The following is a 13,955-nucleotide window of genomic DNA, read 5'->3' as shown; positions in this document are numbered from 1 at the left end:
CCGGAGAGCCGCAGGCCGGGGAGCCGCAGGCCGGGGAGCGGCAGGCCGGGACCGGGCGGCCGGGCGCCGGAGAGCCGAGGGCCAGAGAGCCGAGGGCCAGAGAGCCGAGGGCCGGAGGGCCGGAGGGCCGGGGGCGGCGGCACGCCCCCTGCCTCAGGCGATGATCGTGTACCCGGCCTCGCGCAGGGCCCGGCCCACCTCGGCGCAGTGCTCGGGGCCCTTCGTCTCCAGGTGCAGCTCGACCTCGGCCTCCGTGAGCCCGAGCCGGGAGTCGGTCCGCACATGGCTCACGTCGACGACGTTGGCGTCGACCACGGTCAACGCCCCGAGCAGCGAGGCCAGCGCCCCAGGGCGGTCCGTCAGACGCAGCCGGACGGCCAGGTAGCGGCCCTGCGCGACCATGCCGTGGCGCAGGATGCGCTGCATCAGCAGCGGGTCGACGTTGCCCCCGGACAGCACGGCCACGACCGGGCCCTCGAACTCCCGCGGCCTGGCGAGCAGCGCCGCCACCGGGCTCGCCCCGGCCGGTTCCACCACCAGCTTGGCCCGTTCGAGGCAGAGCAGCAGCGCGGCCGACAGCTCGTCCTCGCTGACCGTGCGGACCTCGTCCACCAGGTCGGCGACGATCCGGAACGGCACCTCGCCGGGGCGGCCCACCTTGATGCCGTCGGCCATCGTCGCCGGGTGCGCGATCGACACCGGATGCCCGGCGGTCAGCGACGGCGGGTACGCCGCGGCGCCCTCCGCCTGCACGCCCACGATCCGCACGTCGGGCCGGAGCGCCTTGACGGCGACCGCGATGCCGGCCGCGAGCCCGCCGCCGCCGATGCCCACCACGAGCGTGCGCAGCTCCGGGCACTGGTCCAGGATCTCCAGGCCGACCGTGCCCTGGCCCGCGATGACGTCCGGGTGGTCGAAGGGGTGGATGAAGACCGCGCCGGTCTCGGCCGCGTACTCCTGGGCGGCGGCCAGTGTCTCGTCGACGACCTGGCCGTGCAGGCGCACCTCGGCGCCGTAGTCGCGGGTGGCGCTGATCTTGGGGAGCGGCGCCCCGATGGGCATGAACACGGTCGCCCGCACGCCGAGCAGCGCGGACGCGAGGGCGACGCCCTGCGCGTGGTTGCCCGCGCTCGCCGCGACCACCCCGGCGGCCCGCTCCTCGGGCAGCAGCCCGGCGATCCGCACATAGGCGCCGCGCAGCTTGAACGAACCGGTCCGCTGGAGGTTCTCGCACTTGAGGTGGACCGGCGCCCCGACCAGCTGGGACAGGTGCCTGCTGCCCTCCATCGCCGTCACCCGCGCCACGCCCGCGAGCATCTTCCCCGCGCCTCGTACGTCGTCGAGGGTCACGGGCCGCAGGGGGTCGGCCGTGCTGTAGCTCATGACTCCAGCATCGCAGTTCACTCCCGGGCGCCGCCTGTGTGACCAGTCCCCGAGACTGGTTTGCGCAGCGCCGGTACGGCCCGCCCCCCGGCCGCGTACCCTGTCCCCCATCCCAGCAGCCCCTTCATGAAGCGAGCCTCCGGCCATGCCCACAACACCTGAAATGTCGATGGACATGACGACTCTCGGTGACACCGGTCTCCTCGACACGTTGCAGCACGAGGTGGCGGTCTTCGCCCGCCGTGCCGAACAGACCCGGCTCGGCGGGGTCGGCCAGGTGCGCAACTCCATGGATCGCGCCGCGTACCTGCTGCTCAACCGTCTCGACAAGGAAGGCCCGATGGGCGTCAAGGCGCTCGCGGCCAGCATGGGCATCGACTCGTCCACGGTCACCCGCCAGGTGGCGCCGCTCGTGGACACCGGGCTCGTCAAGCGGACCTCGCACCCCGAGGACGGCCGCGCGGTGGTCCTCCAGCTGTCCCCGCGCGGGCTCGCCCGCCTCGATGAAGTGCGGTCCTCCAGGCGCCAGTTGATGGCGGAGCTGACCCAGGGGTGGACGCCCGAGGAGCGGGAGACGTTCTGCGCGCTGCTGACCCGTTTCAACACCGGGCTGTCCGCGCGGATGTCCACCCAGGGCGGGGCGGGCCCGGACGAGACGCCGTCCGCCTCCTGAGCCGTCCGCCCGGGGCGCTCTCCCGTTCGGCCCTGACGGCCGCCGTCTTCTCCTGCGGCTTCCCGCGCGGTACGCGCGCGTACCGCGCGAACTCTTGACCGACGGGTCGCCGCTGCCCTCATATGAAGACCCGGCCCTGTCGCCGGGGAGGCTGGGGCGCGTCAGGAGGGAGGCGCGGTGCGTACACGGCAAGCGTCTCGGGACGCCCGCCGGGCACGGGAGTTCGAGGCGTTCGTGGCGGGCGCCGCGGGACGGCTGTTGCAGACGGCCACGCTGCTCACCGCCGAGCCCCCGGACGGCAACCCGCGCGCGCGGCGGCTGCTGACGCTCGCCCTCGCGCACACGTACGCGTGCTGGGACCTGGCGCGCGGCGAGGACCCCTACGACGGCGCCCGCCGGTATCTGGCCGCCCGCTTCGCGCGGGGCGCCTGGTACCGGTACGGCGGAGTCGTCCGCTCCCGCACCCGCCCGGCCGGCCCGCTGGCCCCGCTGACTCCGCGGGAGCGGCTGATCCTGGTGCTGAGGCTCTACGAGGGCGTCGCCGAGCAGCAGACGGCGGCCCTGCTCGGGCTCCCCGTGGAACACGTCCGCGCGGTCTGCGACCGGGCGACGGCCACCCTGCTCCACCCGCCCCGGGTACCGGCGTCGACGACGGCCGAGGTGGCACCGTCATGAGGGCCGGGGCCGCCACGGGACGCGGGGGCCGCCGGTGAACCGGAGCCAGCGCGAGGCCGCCGTGCGGCAGATCATGGAGCGGCGGGCCCCGACGGTGCCGTCCGGGCTGTACGGGGACGCCGTGCGGCGCGGTGACCGGATGCTGCGCCGCCGCAGGGCCGCGCGCCGGCTGCTGTGGCTGTTCCTGCTGACCGCGGCGCTCGCCTTCGCCGTCTGGGCGCTGACCGCGCGCCCCTGGGTGGAGCCGCCTTCGCAGACGACTCCACCGCTCACCGGCTGGTGAGCGCGGGCGTCGGCTAGCCGAGCGCCTGCTGGATGTCCGACAGCAGGTCGTCGACGTTCTCGATGCCGACGGAGAGGCGGACGAGGTCGCCGGGCACCTCCAGGGCGGAGCCCGCCGCCGACGCGTGCGTCATCCGGCCGGGGTGCTCGATCAGGGACTCGACGCCGCCCAGGGACTCGCCCAGGGTGAACACCTTGGCGCGGTTGCAGACCTCGACGGCCGCCTCCTCGCCCCCCTGCACCCGGAACGACACCATGCCGCCGAAGGCCCGCATCTGCTTGGCGGCGACCTCGTGGCCCGGGTGGTCGGGCAGACCGGGGTAGAGCACGTGCGTCACGCGCGCGTGCCGGGTGAGCATCTCGGCGACCTTCCCGGCGTTCTCGCTGTGCCGGTCCATGCGCACGGAGAGCGTCTTGGTGCCGCGCAGCACCAGCCACGAGTCGAACGGTCCCGCGACCGCGCCCATCGCGTTCTGGTGGTAGGCCAGCTCCTCGCCGAGTTCCTGGTCGGCGACGACGAGGGCGCCGCCGACGACGTCGGAGTGGCCGCCCATGTACTTGGTCAGGGAGTGCACGACGACGTCCGCGCCGAGCGCCAGCGGCTGCTGGAGGTACGGGGTGGCGAAGGTGTTGTCGACGACCAGCCGGGCGCCGGCCTCGCGGGCGACCTGGGCGACGGCCGCGACGTCGGTGATGCCGAGCAGCGGGTTGGAGGGGGTCTCCACCCAGACGACCTTGCTCTTCGGGGTGAGGGCGGCCCGCACGGCGGCGGGGTCGCTGGTGTCGGCGACCGACCACTCCACGCCCCAGCGGGCGACGACCTTCGCGAACAGCCGGAACGTGCCGCCGTACGCGTCGTTCGGGATGACCACGTGGTCGCCGGGGCTGAGCAGCGTACGCAACAGGCAGTCCTCGGCCGCCAGTCCTGACGCGAACGCGAGACCCCGGCGGCCGCCTTCGAGGGCCGCGAGGTTCTCTTCGAGGGCGGTCCTGGTCGGGTTGGCGCTGCGGCTGTACTCGTAGCCGCCGCGCAGTCCGCCGACGCCGTCCTGCTTGTAGGTCGAGACCTGGTAGATCGGCGGGACGACCGCGCCGGTCAGGGGATCGGCGGTGTTGCCCGCGTGGATCGCGAGGGTCTCGAAGTGCTGACTGGTGTGCCTGTCGCTCATGGGCACCGAGCGTAGTGTGCCCGGCGGGGTGGTGCCGGACGCCGTGGGACGTCCGACCGGCCGACGACCATGCGGACGAGGTTTTCCACAGGCTCCCGCCCTGTTCGGTGCGGGGTTTTCCACAGGTTCGGGGACCGGGTTGGCCAATTGTCGGCGGTGTCTGGAACGCTTGTCGCATGGAGATTCTGTGGGTCCTGATCGCGCTGGTCATGATCGGCTTCGTGCTGCTGCCGGTCATGCGGCGCCGCCGGGGCATGATCGAGCAGGTCCCGCCCGGCCACCCGGACGCGGCGGACCCGGCGAACTACGGCTTCACGCCGCAGGAGGAGCTGGACGTCCGGATGCCGGGCCCCGACCAGGACCTGCTGGACGTCCTGGACGTGGTCCAGCGCTCCCAGGACTACCGGGCGGCCTCGCAGCTGCTGGCCGGCACCGAGGCGGCGGGCGAGCTGCGCTGGCAGCGCGTGCAGGCGTTCGCGGGCGCCGCGTCGCTCGAACTGGCGCAGCGTCCCGGCGGGGTCAGCGAGTCACCCGGCGGGCAGTGGCTGCGGGTGTGGCGTGCCGAGCACCCCAAGGACGCGGGGGGCGCGGCGGTGCACGCGGAGTTCCTGGTCCAGCAGGCGTGGCGGACGGCGACGCCGGGCACCGACGACTTCCGGATCATCATGGAGGAGGCCAGATCGGCGTGCGGTGACGCGGCGCTGCTGGCCCCCGGTGACCCGATCCCGTACATCGTGGAGCTGTCGGTGGCGCGCGGACTGGCGTACCCGCGCGAGGAGTTCGAGCAGCTCTGGCTGAAGATCCTGGACCGCGCGCCGGCGCACATGGGCGCGCATCTGGCGGCGCTGCACTACTGGTGCGAGAAGTGGCACGGCTCCCGGGAGCTGGCGAACTCCTTCGCGGAGGCCGCCGCGGCCCGCGCCCCGCAGGGCTCGCTGCTCGCGGCGATGCCCCTGTTCGCGGTCTTCGAGCACCTCCCCGAGGTGAACCTGGTGCGCGGGTTCTACCAGAGCGAGGTGGTGCGCAAGGCGATCCACGGCGCCCTGTTCGCGGTGCAGGCGGCCCGCCCGGACGACCCGATGCTGGCGCACGTCCGCCACCTGCTGATCTTCTTCCTGGTCCGGGCGGAGCGCTGGTCGGAGGCGATGAGCCAGCTCGTGCACATCGACGGCCACGTCGGCGCCCTGCCGTGGACGCTGTCCCCGGACCCGGCGGCGGAGTTCGCGGTGTACCGCGCGCTGGCGGTGGCGGGTTACGAGGCGAACGGAGGCACCCCGGCGTCGTTGCCGCACTGAGCGCGCCGCGGCACGGAGCGCGCTGAGGCAGAAAGCGGCGGAGGTCCCGGGCCCGTGGTCCGGGACCGGTGAGCGCGCGCGACGGAGAGACGTCAGCCGCGGTGGTGGGCCCGGCGGCGGCGCACGATGACCAGCACGCCCGCGCCCGTCACCACCGCGGCGGCGGCCACGGCCGTGGTCCCCCGCGCCGAGGACCCGGTCTCGGCCAGGTGACCTCCGTACGCCGCGCTCCCCGCGTCGCCGGTCGAGGACGACCCACCGATCGACGACGACCCACCAGTCGACGACGATCCGCCGGTCGACGACCCGCCGGTCGGTCCGCCCGAGCCAGTGGCCGAACCGGTGGCAGAGCCGGTGGCCGAACCGGTCGGCTCCGCGCCGGTGACGTCCAGCGTGATGTCGGCCCTGTCATTGGCCTTATCGGGGTCGAACGGCCGCGCCTCGGTGGTCAGGGCCACCGTGCCCGTGGCGTGCGCGACGCGCTTGTCGATCCTCAGCCTGAAGGTGTAGGGCTGTCGGCCGCCCTCGTCGAGCGCCCCCGCGAGCATGCCGCACCGGTACGCTCCGCCCTTGGCCTTGCAGAACGTGGCGGTCTTGACGACCGACGTTCCGGCGGGCGGGGTGACGACGACACTGACGGAGTCGGACTTCAGCCTGCCCATGACCCAGGCGGGTCCGGCGTTGGTGAACTCCACCTCCATCGGCACCGTTTCACCGATGCGGCCCTTCAAGGCGGCGCCCTTCACCTGGAAGTCCGCCGTGTTGACGGAGGTGACGGGCACATGGACGACGGGCGCGGACCCCTTGTCCCCGGCCCGTCCCTCGACCAGTTTCACCGCCGGTCCGGTGCCCGCCACCGGAGCGGTGCCGTTCTCGTCCTCCCCCGGGTCGTTCTCCAGGACACGGACCCGCAGTTCGTCGTCGAGCGCGCGGTCCAGGACCTTGACGACGAGGGGCCTGTCGGGCGTGTAGACGGCGCCCGGCTCCACCGCCTGGTCGAACCCGCACACCACGGTCCACAGCTCGGGCATCTCGTCATAGGAACGGACGTACTGCGCACGGCAGTTGGAGGGCACGTCCGCGAAGTCGAGTCCGCGGGTGACGCCGTAGTAGATCCATGTCTTCCCGGCGGTCGCAGTGCCCTTGTTCGCCACGGTGACCGGCAGCTCGAAGGTGCCCCCCGGTTTCAGCCCGTCGACCGGCTCGATGCCTCCGACGACCAGTTCGGGTGCGGTTTCGTCGGCGAGGGCGGCGGGGGACCCGGCCAGCGCGATGAGGCCGGCAGCGCCGAGGGCGGCGACAGCGGCTCGGGAGGCGCGACGGTTGTGCGGGAGCAACGGCATGGAGAGAACCTCTGTCGAAGCGCGGGCGGACGGACGGTTTTTCGCAGGTGTGCTTTCCTTCGTCGTCAGACTCGCGACAGCGCCGGACAGTTGCGCACCGGCCGCCTCCCACGCCTCGCGATCGGCCCCTCCGGAGACCGCGAGCCCCTCCGGAGACAGCTCCTGAGGGACCTCGGTCTGCGCGACAGGCATCACCCATGCGGAGCGGCGACGGACCCGGTTCGTGCGGACGGACACCGGTCGGAGGTCTGTGGACGCGGCAGGAGACGGTGCTCGCCGCCGAGATCACCCGGGACGGGTTCGAGTGAGCGTTGCGGCACACCTGCCTGTCGAGGCTGGTCCGTGGTGTGCACGCCGATCGACCTCGATGCCACGGCCCGGCTGCTGCCGCCGGAGCGGCCTCATCCCCTCGCGGACGAACTGTCGTCCCGACTGATCCCGCGAACAGGGGAGTTCGCATGAATGCCTCGGGGCGGGTGTGCCGTCGCCCACGAGGCGGGCAGGGCAGGGCAGTTCGCGCGGTGTGACGTCGTGCCGTGCAGGCCCGGCACCGTCGGGCCTGCACGGCACGCTTGTCCGTGTGCTCTTCTCAGCCGGACCGCCCGTCGCCCGCACTGGTTCGAGAGGTGGTCGGCTGTTTCTCAGGTCAGAAGCGCTGTCGGCCGCCCGGGTACTGGATGGGCTTGCGGCAGTCGGGGGCGTCGTCGGGCGCGGGTTCGCCGTCGAGGGCATAGCAGAGCGAGGCATGGAGATTCTCGGCCTCGGCCACCGTCAGGAGCAGCGAAGGGCTGGCCATGTGCTCGCCGAAGTGGGCGAGGCGCAGGGGCACGGTGAGGGTGCCGTCCTGATCTCGGGTGACGGGGCGGTCCGCTGCCCGTTCGATCTGCCACTCGGGTGTCTTGTGCGCGGTGCGCCTCATGAGGCCGCCTCCTCAGCATGCGGCGAAGTGCCGTTGTTGTCGGTGTCGTCGTCCTCGGGAACGGGGAGCCGGTCGCCCCTGCTCTCCGCCACCCGCAGCGCGTCACGCAGCGCCTCGTGCAGACAGGCGCTCAGGTAGCGCAGTTCCCACGGGTTGACGTCGACGTCCTTGAGCATGTCCGCCGCGTGGCCGAGGAGGATGTCACCGGCTTGGAGCTGTGCCTCCTCCAACTGGTCGGCGAGTCGGGAGAGGCGGCTCCTGCCGCCGCCGTCCGTGACCAGGTAGGAGCGTTGTCCGGCCGGGCCGGGCCACGGCAGGAGGCGCGGGTTCTCGCTCATCGGACCACCGCCGTCCGGTGGGCGGCACGGCTCGGGGCGGGCAGCGGCTGTCTTGGCGGCCTCGTGAAGATCCTGGCGACGGGGTTCCGCATGTCTACCTGCTTTCCCAGGTGGGGCATGCCCCGGGGGTGCCGTCACGCGCCACCGGGGTGTCTTGTCCCGACAGTCAACGGGCCTCTCCGTCCGTGCGGCAGTGTCCATGGAGGGGTGCACGTGCACACGTGGGTTCACCGGTGTGGGCAGGGGGGGTTCACCGCGAACCCCCTCACCTTCGACACCGTCTGTGACACGATGAACGCTTGGCGTGATGTTGGAGGTGTCGGCGGGACGTGGGCAGAGAGCCGAACCATCGGTTGGCCGCCGTGATGGCGGAGGCAGGCTCCTCGAACAAGGGCTTGGCCAAGCGCGTCCGCGAGGTCGCGCGGCGTCACGGCGAGCAGGTGGGGACCACGCATGTCGCTGTGCAGCGCTGGCTGAACGGGGGCGGGATCCAGCGTCAGACGGCGCTGTTCGTCGCCGAAGCGCTGAGCGGGAAGCTGGGCAGGAGAATCGTGCCCAGGGATCTGGGGTTCCCCGCTACGGCACCTGTTCCCCGATCCGTGGTCGGGCCGACTCACGCCGGTTCCCTGGCCGAGGCGGTCGACGCCCTCGACAGCCTGACCCTCCAACGCCCGGAGGACGGTCCCGGGCATGAACCACCGCTCCCGGACAGTGATGTTCACGCCGCGGCTCTGTCGTGGCTGGTGTCCCGTCCGGACGGTCTTCCCACCGATACCCTCGCCACCCGCCGCGTCAGCATGCGCGACGTCGCCGCGATCCGTACCGCCGTCGGGTTCTTCATGCAACTCGACTTCCGGTTCGGCGGCGGCCACGGACACAAGGCGTTCCGCCACTACTTCCGCGAGGACGTACTGCCGCTCCTCGGGGCCGGTTACAGCACGAAGGTCGGGAACGCGCTGTTCGCTGCGGCGTCCGAGATGGCGCAGCTGCTCGCCTGGAGCGCGTACGACTGCGGAAACCACGCGCTCGCCGACCGCTATCTGATGGCGACACTGCGTCTGACACAGGTGTCCGGCGACCGCATGATGGGCGCGCGCATCCTCGCCAACATGAGCCACCAGGCCAACTATCTGGGCCGAGCGTCCCGGGCCGTCACGCTCGCCCGTGCGTCAGTGGAGGGTGGAAGAAGCAGCTCGACCCCACGGGCCATGGCCCTCTTCTCCGCTCACGAGGCTCGCGCGCTCTCGACCGCGCGGGACCACAAGGGCGTCGCCCGCGCGATGAACGACGCCGAGAGGTACTTCGAGCAGGCTGACGGCGCCGACGACCCCGAATGGCTCGCCTACATGGACGAAGCCGAGTTGGTCGGTGAGTTCTGCCACTGTTTCCGGGACCTCGGGCAGGGCTCCGATGCGGTGCGGTTCGCCGAGCGCGCCGTGGCGCTGACCGACCCCAAGTACGCCCGTACGCTCGGCTTCTGCCGGATGGTCCTCGCTCAGAGCCACCTGCTCGACGGAGACCTCGACGCCGCCGTGACGACCGCCCGTCGTGCGGTCGAGGACGGAGACGCTCTCCAGTCCGCCCGGTTCCAGCGGTACGTGCGCGACTTCCAGCGCGAGGTCTCCGTCCATGGGGCGCTTCCGATCGTCCAGCAGCTGAACGGGCAGGTGCGGGAGGCGCTGGAGCACCTGGACGACGAATAGCCATCGGTCAGCCCGGATTCCAGTTGCGTGGCGCGTCGTCGTTCCGGAGAGACGAGATGCGGCGGGCGTACTCGGCCGCTGTCCCAGGGCCCTGGGCGACGTTCTGCATGAGCCATGTCGTCATGTTGAACTCCTGCACCGCCCGCAGCGTGGGAAATCCCGGCCAGGCGCGCAGATCCCGTCCGTACGCCCCGACGAAGGCCCCGTACTCCTCCTGGGTCTGCCACCTCAGGCTGTGGTGCTCGGTGGCCGTGACCATCAGATCCCACTCGGGGACGTCGTGGCTGAACCTCTCCAGGTCGATCAGGATCACCCGGCCGTCCCTGTCCACCATGAGGTTCTGCACATGGGCGTCCCCGTGCACCGGCCCCTTCGCGGAGTCGAAGCGGAGGCATCCCACCCGGTCCCGCAGTTCACGCGCGCGCTTGCGCAGAAACGCCCGGTCGTCCTCCGACACCCCAACGGCCGCGTCGATCCGCCGGTCCGTCCGGTCGAGAACCGGGTACGGCGGCAGCGTCAGCGTGTCAGGGAGGCTCAGCACGTGCAGGTCGCGCAGTATCCCGCCGAGTTCTCCGTACGTCGCCTTGCGGTCGCCTTCCTCGATCAGGTGCCAGAACGTCACCGGATGGCCGTCGACCACCACCGGTTGTTCGAGGTCGTCGATCACCCGCGTGACCGGGAAGCTCTCGCCCGTCAGCCAGCGCGAGACCTGTACCTCGCCCCGCGCCGACTCCAAGTACTCCGTGGAGCGGGCGATCCGCACCACCACAGGGTGCGCGGCCAGGCGGAACAGCGCGTTCTCGCCCAGCCGGAGCAGGCGGGCGCCGTCCCCGGCGAGACCCGCCCGTCGGCAGGCCCGCTCCAGCACCTCCGCCGCGCGGGCCGCCGTGAAGCCGGCTCCTCTGCTTCCGGACGCAGTAGATGGCATGCCCGTCCCCACTCCTTGGCCCGCGACGCCGTCCATGCGACGGTACCCACGGGACGCTGCAGCAGACGGGCTGTGCACGTGATGTGCGGTGGTCGTCCCGACTGTGTTTATGAGCAAGGGAGTTCGGATGAGTGCCGCGTCGGTGTTTCTTGTCGGGGGTGGGTGGGACCCCGCCGCCGCTCCCGTCGTGCACGGGCCCTTTCTGCGTGCCGCCTCGGCCGTGCGGGGTGTCGGTGCGCCTCGGGTCGGCTGTGTCGTCGTCGACGAAGGGGACGGGGGCGAGCAGTTCGCGCGGTGGGACGCCGTGCTGCGCTCGGTCGGCGACTGCGAACCCGTGCCGCTGCTCGTGCCGTTGGGCGAGCGGTTCGACGTCGGACCGCTGCGGGATCTGGACGGGCTGCTGGTCTGCGGCGGGTTGACGCCCGCCTACCAGGAGTCGTTCGCGGGCGTCGGCATCGGCGCCTGGGTGCGGGAGTCGGGGATTCCCTACGCCGGGTTCTCCGCCGGGGCCGCCGTCGCCGCGCGGCGGGCCGTCGTCGGCGGGTGGCTCGACGGCGGGACGCCGGTCTGCCCGGAGGACAGCGCCGAGGACCTCGGGGAGATCGAGGTGCGGGACGGGCTCGGGCTCGTCCCGTTCGCGGTGGACGTGCACGCGGCCCAGTGGGGCACCCTGGCCCGACTCACCGCCGCCGTACCCCGGTTCGGGCTCGCGCACGCGGTCGCCGTCGACGAGAACACCCTCCTGGAGGTCGGCCCTGACGGACGGGCCCGGGTGGCGGGGCTCGGACGCGCCCACTCCGTAAGGTTGTTGACGAACGGGAACGGCGACGGGAACGGGAACAGCAGCGGCAACGGCAACGGCAACGAGAGTGAGGGCGGCAGCGGGCGCGCGGGCGTTCTCGTGCGGTCCTTCTCGGCGGGCGAGTTCCTCGACGGTCCGTGAGGGTCCGGCCAGCCCGTCAACCCGCCAACCCGCCAACCCGTCGTCCCGCCAACCCGTCAGCCGGCCTCGGGGCCCCCGCCCCCCGCCGGCCCCGGGGTCCCGCCCCCTCCCCTCCCTTTGCCTCCCCTCCCCCCATCACCCGCCATATCCCACCCCAACCCCGACCGGTTAAGGTAAGGCTTGCCTTAGTCGATGATCGGAGTCGTTGTGCGTGCTGTGGGTGTGAAGGCCGGTCTGGCCGTCGTGGTCGTCGGAGGGCTGCTGGCCGGCTGCTCGTCCTCGGACGGCGGCAGCGGCAGCGGCACGGAGGGCTCCGGGAAGTCCGCCGCCGGGCGCAACCAGGTCATCGGCGCCAGCGAGGGCCCGTCCGCCGCGCCCAGTGACCTCGCCGCCGGGATGGGGTCGAGCGAGGCCAAGGACGGAACGTTTCCTCGGACCGTCACGCACTTCGAGGGCAAGACCACCCTCGCCGCCGCGCCCCTGAAGATCGCCGCGCTCAGCACCGGTCAGCTCGACGACCTGCTCTCCCTCGGTGTCGTCCCGGCCGCCACCACCCGCGCCGACAACGCCGGCCTCGTCCCCGGCTACCTCGGCGACGCCTTCCCGCAGTACAAGGGGAAGCTCGCCAAGATGACCGACGCGGGCACCCGGCAGGCGCCCAACCTGGAGACCCTCGCCGCCGCCAAGCCCGACCTGATCCTCGCCAACGACTCGCTCGGCGACCTCTACCCCAAGCTGTCGAAGATCGCCCCCACCGTGATCACCGCGGGCAACGGCGTCAACTGGAAGCGCGACCTGCTGCTGGTCGGCGACGCCGTCGGCAAGGGCGAGGCCGCCAGGAAGCTGCTCGACGACATCGTCACCGACGCCGGTGCCAAGGGCGCCGACCTCGGCGGCCCGACCGTCTCCATGGTGCGGTTCACCCCTGACCGCACCCGGATGTTCGGCGTCTCCTCCTTCACCGGCTCCATCGCCGTCGACATGGGGCTCGAACGGCCCAAGTCGCAGCAATTCAAGGCGATCTCGGAGGACATCGGCTCGGAGAGCATCGACACCGCCGACGCCGACTGGATCTTCTACTCCGTGCAGGGCGACGCCTCCAAGACCGACGCGTCGAGCGTGCTCGCCGGGCCGCTGTGGAAGTCGATGAAGGCGGTCGCGGCCGACCACGCGGTCAAGGTCGACGACGACCCCTGGTACCTCAACGCCGGTCCCACCGCCGCCCGCCTTGTCGTACGCCAGCTCGCCGAGCACCTGGGCACGTGAGCCGACGCCTCGCCTGGCCCGCGGCGGTCGCCGCCGTCGCCGTCGCCGTGCTGCTCAGTCTCGCCGTCGGCACCCGCCCGGTGCCGCCCGCCGCCGTCCTCGACGCCCTGCTGCACGGCGGGAGTTCACCGGACGCGCTGGTCGTACGGTCGTTGCGGCTGCCGCGGACCGAGGTCGGGCTCACCGCGGGCGCCGCGCTCGGCGTGGCCGGGGCGGCGCTCCAGGCCGTCACCCGCAACCCGCTCGCCGACCCGGGCATCCTCGGGCTGAGCCAGGGCGCGGCGGCCGGAGTCGTCCTCGCCATCGCGTCCGGCCTCGCGAGCGGCTTCGCCGGCTACGTCTGGTACGCGTTCGCCGGGGCCGTCGTCGCCGCGTGCCTGGTGTACGGGATCGCCGCGCGCGGGCGGGGCGGGGCATCGCCGGTGAAGCTGGCGCTGGCCGGGACCGCGCTGTCCGCGATGACGGCGGGCGGCACCACGGTCGTCCTCACCTCCAGCTCGGCCACCCTTGACCAGTTCCGGTTCTGGCAGGTCGGCGCGTTGAGCGGACGGGACGCCGGGACGGTGGGCCGGATGCTGCCGTTCCTGCTGGCCGGGGCGGTCCTGGTGCTGGCCTGCGCGCGCGGCCTCGACGCGCTGGCCCTCGGCGACGAGACGGCGCGGGCGCTCGGGCACCGGGTGGGGCTCCTCCGGGTGACGGCGGCCCTCGGCGCGACCCTGCTGACGGCCGCCGCGGTGGCCGCCGCGGGGCCGATCGCGTTCGTGGGCCTCGCGGTGCCGCATCTCGCCCGCCGACTGGTCACCTCCGGCGGGCACCGGGCGGTGCTCCCGCTGTCGGCGCTGCTGGGCGCGGGGCTGCTGCTCGCCGCGGACGTCGCGGGCCGGGTGGTACGGGCCCCGGCGGAGGTCCCGGCCGGGGTGATGACGGCGTTGGTGGGGGTCCCGGTGCTGGTGGTGCTGGTGCGACGCAGGGGGGCCGTGAATTGAGCGGGGTTCGGGAGAGGGGTGAGGCTCGGGAGAGGGGCGAGGCTTGGGAGAG

14 protein-coding genes are annotated in these 13,955 nt (G+C 72.7%); 8 read left to right on the top strand and 6 right to left on the bottom strand.

The features are described 5' to 3' along the window. Window positions 1-153: 153 nt before the first annotated feature. On the bottom strand, window positions 154-1,383 hold the full coding sequence (gene ilvA / locus DDJ31_RS24325; protein ID WP_127178251.1) for a threonine ammonia-lyase: 1,230 nt from the start codon (window positions 1,381-1,383) through the stop codon (window positions 154-156). Between the two features lie 163 nt (window positions 1,384-1,546). On the opposite strand from ilvA, the gene DDJ31_RS24320 reads away from it, so the two are divergent. From DDJ31_RS24320 to DDJ31_RS24310, 3 genes are all read left to right on the top strand, one after another. Next, window positions 1,547-2,056 carry a MarR family winged helix-turn-helix transcriptional regulator gene (locus DDJ31_RS24320; protein ID WP_437184209.1) on the top strand — a complete coding sequence of 170 codons (510 nt, stop codon included), beginning with the start codon at window positions 1,547-1,549 and terminating at the stop codon, window positions 2,054-2,056. 177 nt (window positions 2,057-2,233) lie between these two features. Next, window positions 2,234-2,731, top strand: a complete 498-nt coding sequence (locus DDJ31_RS24315; RefSeq protein ID WP_127178252.1) for a sigma factor-like helix-turn-helix DNA-binding protein — start codon at window positions 2,234-2,236, stop codon at window positions 2,729-2,731. Window positions 2,732-2,765: 34 nt separating this feature from the next. Continuing rightward, window positions 2,766-3,014: a hypothetical protein gene (locus DDJ31_RS24310; RefSeq protein WP_127178253.1), complete on the top strand. Its 249-nt coding sequence runs from the start codon at window positions 2,766-2,768 to the stop codon at window positions 3,012-3,014. Between the two features lie 13 nt (window positions 3,015-3,027). Here DDJ31_RS24310 and DDJ31_RS24305 read toward each other — a convergent pair whose 3' ends face one another. Further along, a complete protein-coding gene (locus DDJ31_RS24305) occupies window positions 3,028-4,182 on the bottom strand; it encodes a cystathionine gamma-synthase (protein WP_127178254.1) in 1,155 nt (384 codons plus the stop codon). Window positions 4,183-4,358: 176 nt separating this feature from the next. Here DDJ31_RS24305 and DDJ31_RS24300 point away from each other — a divergent pair, with 176 nt between their 5' ends. Beyond that, window positions 4,359-5,477, top strand: a complete 1,119-nt coding sequence (locus tag DDJ31_RS24300; protein WP_127178255.1) for a hypothetical protein — start codon at window positions 4,359-4,361, stop codon at window positions 5,475-5,477. 92 nt (window positions 5,478-5,569) lie between these two features. On the opposite strand, the gene DDJ31_RS24295 is transcribed toward DDJ31_RS24300, so the two are convergent. The 3 genes from DDJ31_RS24295 to DDJ31_RS24285 form a co-directional block, all read right to left on the bottom strand. Next, window positions 5,570-6,820 carry a DUF11 domain-containing protein gene (locus tag DDJ31_RS24295; RefSeq protein ID WP_171480894.1) on the bottom strand — a complete coding sequence of 417 codons (1,251 nt, stop codon included), beginning with the start codon at window positions 6,818-6,820 and terminating at the stop codon, window positions 5,570-5,572. A 646-nt stretch (window positions 6,821-7,466) separates the two neighbouring features. After that, window positions 7,467-7,739, bottom strand: coding sequence for a hypothetical protein (locus tag DDJ31_RS24290; protein ID WP_240678094.1), 273 nt, complete (start codon window positions 7,737-7,739; stop codon window positions 7,467-7,469). Then, a complete protein-coding gene (locus DDJ31_RS24285) occupies window positions 7,736-8,077 on the bottom strand; it encodes a hypothetical protein (protein ID WP_127178256.1) in 342 nt (113 codons plus the stop codon). The genes DDJ31_RS24290 and DDJ31_RS24285 overlap by 4 nt, the downstream gene beginning before the upstream one ends. Before the next feature lie 797 nt (window positions 8,078-8,874). On the opposite strand from DDJ31_RS24285, the gene DDJ31_RS24280 reads away from it, so the two are divergent. Continuing rightward, complete coding sequence (locus DDJ31_RS24280; RefSeq protein ID WP_346656272.1) at window positions 8,875-9,780, top strand: regulator; 906 nt, start codon at window positions 8,875-8,877, stop codon at window positions 9,778-9,780. Window positions 9,781-9,787: 7 nt separating this feature from the next. Here DDJ31_RS24280 and DDJ31_RS24275 read toward each other — a convergent pair whose 3' ends face one another. After that, on the bottom strand, window positions 9,788-10,708 hold the full coding sequence (locus DDJ31_RS24275; protein ID WP_127178258.1) for a phosphotransferase enzyme family protein: 921 nt from the start codon (window positions 10,706-10,708) through the stop codon (window positions 9,788-9,790). 127 nt (window positions 10,709-10,835) lie between these two features. On the opposite strand from DDJ31_RS24275, the gene DDJ31_RS24270 reads away from it, so the two are divergent. The 3 genes from DDJ31_RS24270 to DDJ31_RS24260 all read left to right on the top strand — a co-directional run bounded on the left by DDJ31_RS24270 (window position 10,836) and on the right by DDJ31_RS24260 (window position 13,903). Continuing rightward, entirely contained in the window at window positions 10,836-11,651 is an 816-nt protein-coding gene (locus DDJ31_RS24270) for a hypothetical protein (RefSeq protein WP_127178259.1), read from the top strand. 192 nt (window positions 11,652-11,843) lie between these two features. Beyond that, window positions 11,844-12,917 carry an ABC transporter substrate-binding protein gene (locus tag DDJ31_RS24265; protein WP_127178260.1) on the top strand — a complete coding sequence of 358 codons (1,074 nt, stop codon included), beginning with the start codon at window positions 11,844-11,846 and terminating at the stop codon, window positions 12,915-12,917. Continuing rightward, complete coding sequence (locus DDJ31_RS24260) at window positions 12,914-13,903, top strand: FecCD family ABC transporter permease (RefSeq protein ID WP_127178261.1); 990 nt, start codon at window positions 12,914-12,916, stop codon at window positions 13,901-13,903. Before DDJ31_RS24265 ends, DDJ31_RS24260 begins: the two co-directional genes overlap by 4 nt. The last annotated feature ends 52 nt before the right edge of the window (window positions 13,904-13,955 follow it).

The organism is Streptomyces griseoviridis, assembly GCF_005222485.1.
GTDB classification, from domain to species: Bacteria; Actinomycetota; Actinomycetes; order Streptomycetales; family Streptomycetaceae; genus Streptomyces; species Streptomyces hintoniae.
This window is presented reverse-complemented; position numbering and strand designations above follow the sequence as displayed.

Excerpts from the sequence above, each read along its gene's own strand:
- ilvA (WP_127178251.1), bottom strand. The coding sequence starts at position 1,383 with ATGAGCTACAGCACGGCCGACCCCCTGCGGCCCGTGACCCTCGACGAC.
- DDJ31_RS24320 (WP_437184209.1), top strand. The coding sequence starts at position 1,547 with ATGTCGATGGACATGACGACTCTCGGTGACACCGGTCTCCTCGACACG.
- DDJ31_RS24305 (WP_127178254.1), bottom strand. The coding sequence starts at position 4,182 with ATGAGCGACAGGCACACCAGTCAGCACTTCGAGACCCTCGCGATCCAC.
- DDJ31_RS24300 (WP_127178255.1), top strand. The coding sequence starts at position 4,359 with ATGGAGATTCTGTGGGTCCTGATCGCGCTGGTCATGATCGGCTTCGTG.
- DDJ31_RS24295 (WP_171480894.1), bottom strand. The coding sequence starts at position 6,820 with ATGCCGTTGCTCCCGCACAACCGTCGCGCCTCCCGAGCCGCTGTCGCC.
- DDJ31_RS24290 (WP_240678094.1), bottom strand. The coding sequence starts at position 7,739 with ATGAGGCGCACCGCGCACAAGACACCCGAGTGGCAGATCGAACGGGCA.
- DDJ31_RS24285 (WP_127178256.1), bottom strand. The coding sequence starts at position 8,077 with ATGAGCGAGAACCCGCGCCTCCTGCCGTGGCCCGGCCCGGCCGGACAA.
- DDJ31_RS24280 (WP_346656272.1), top strand. The coding sequence starts at position 8,875 with ATGCGCGACGTCGCCGCGATCCGTACCGCCGTCGGGTTCTTCATGCAA.
- DDJ31_RS24275 (WP_127178258.1), bottom strand. The coding sequence starts at position 10,708 with ATGCCATCTACTGCGTCCGGAAGCAGAGGAGCCGGCTTCACGGCGGCC.
- DDJ31_RS24270 (WP_127178259.1), top strand. The coding sequence starts at position 10,836 with ATGAGTGCCGCGTCGGTGTTTCTTGTCGGGGGTGGGTGGGACCCCGCC.
- DDJ31_RS24265 (WP_127178260.1), top strand. The coding sequence starts at position 11,844 with ATGATCGGAGTCGTTGTGCGTGCTGTGGGTGTGAAGGCCGGTCTGGCC.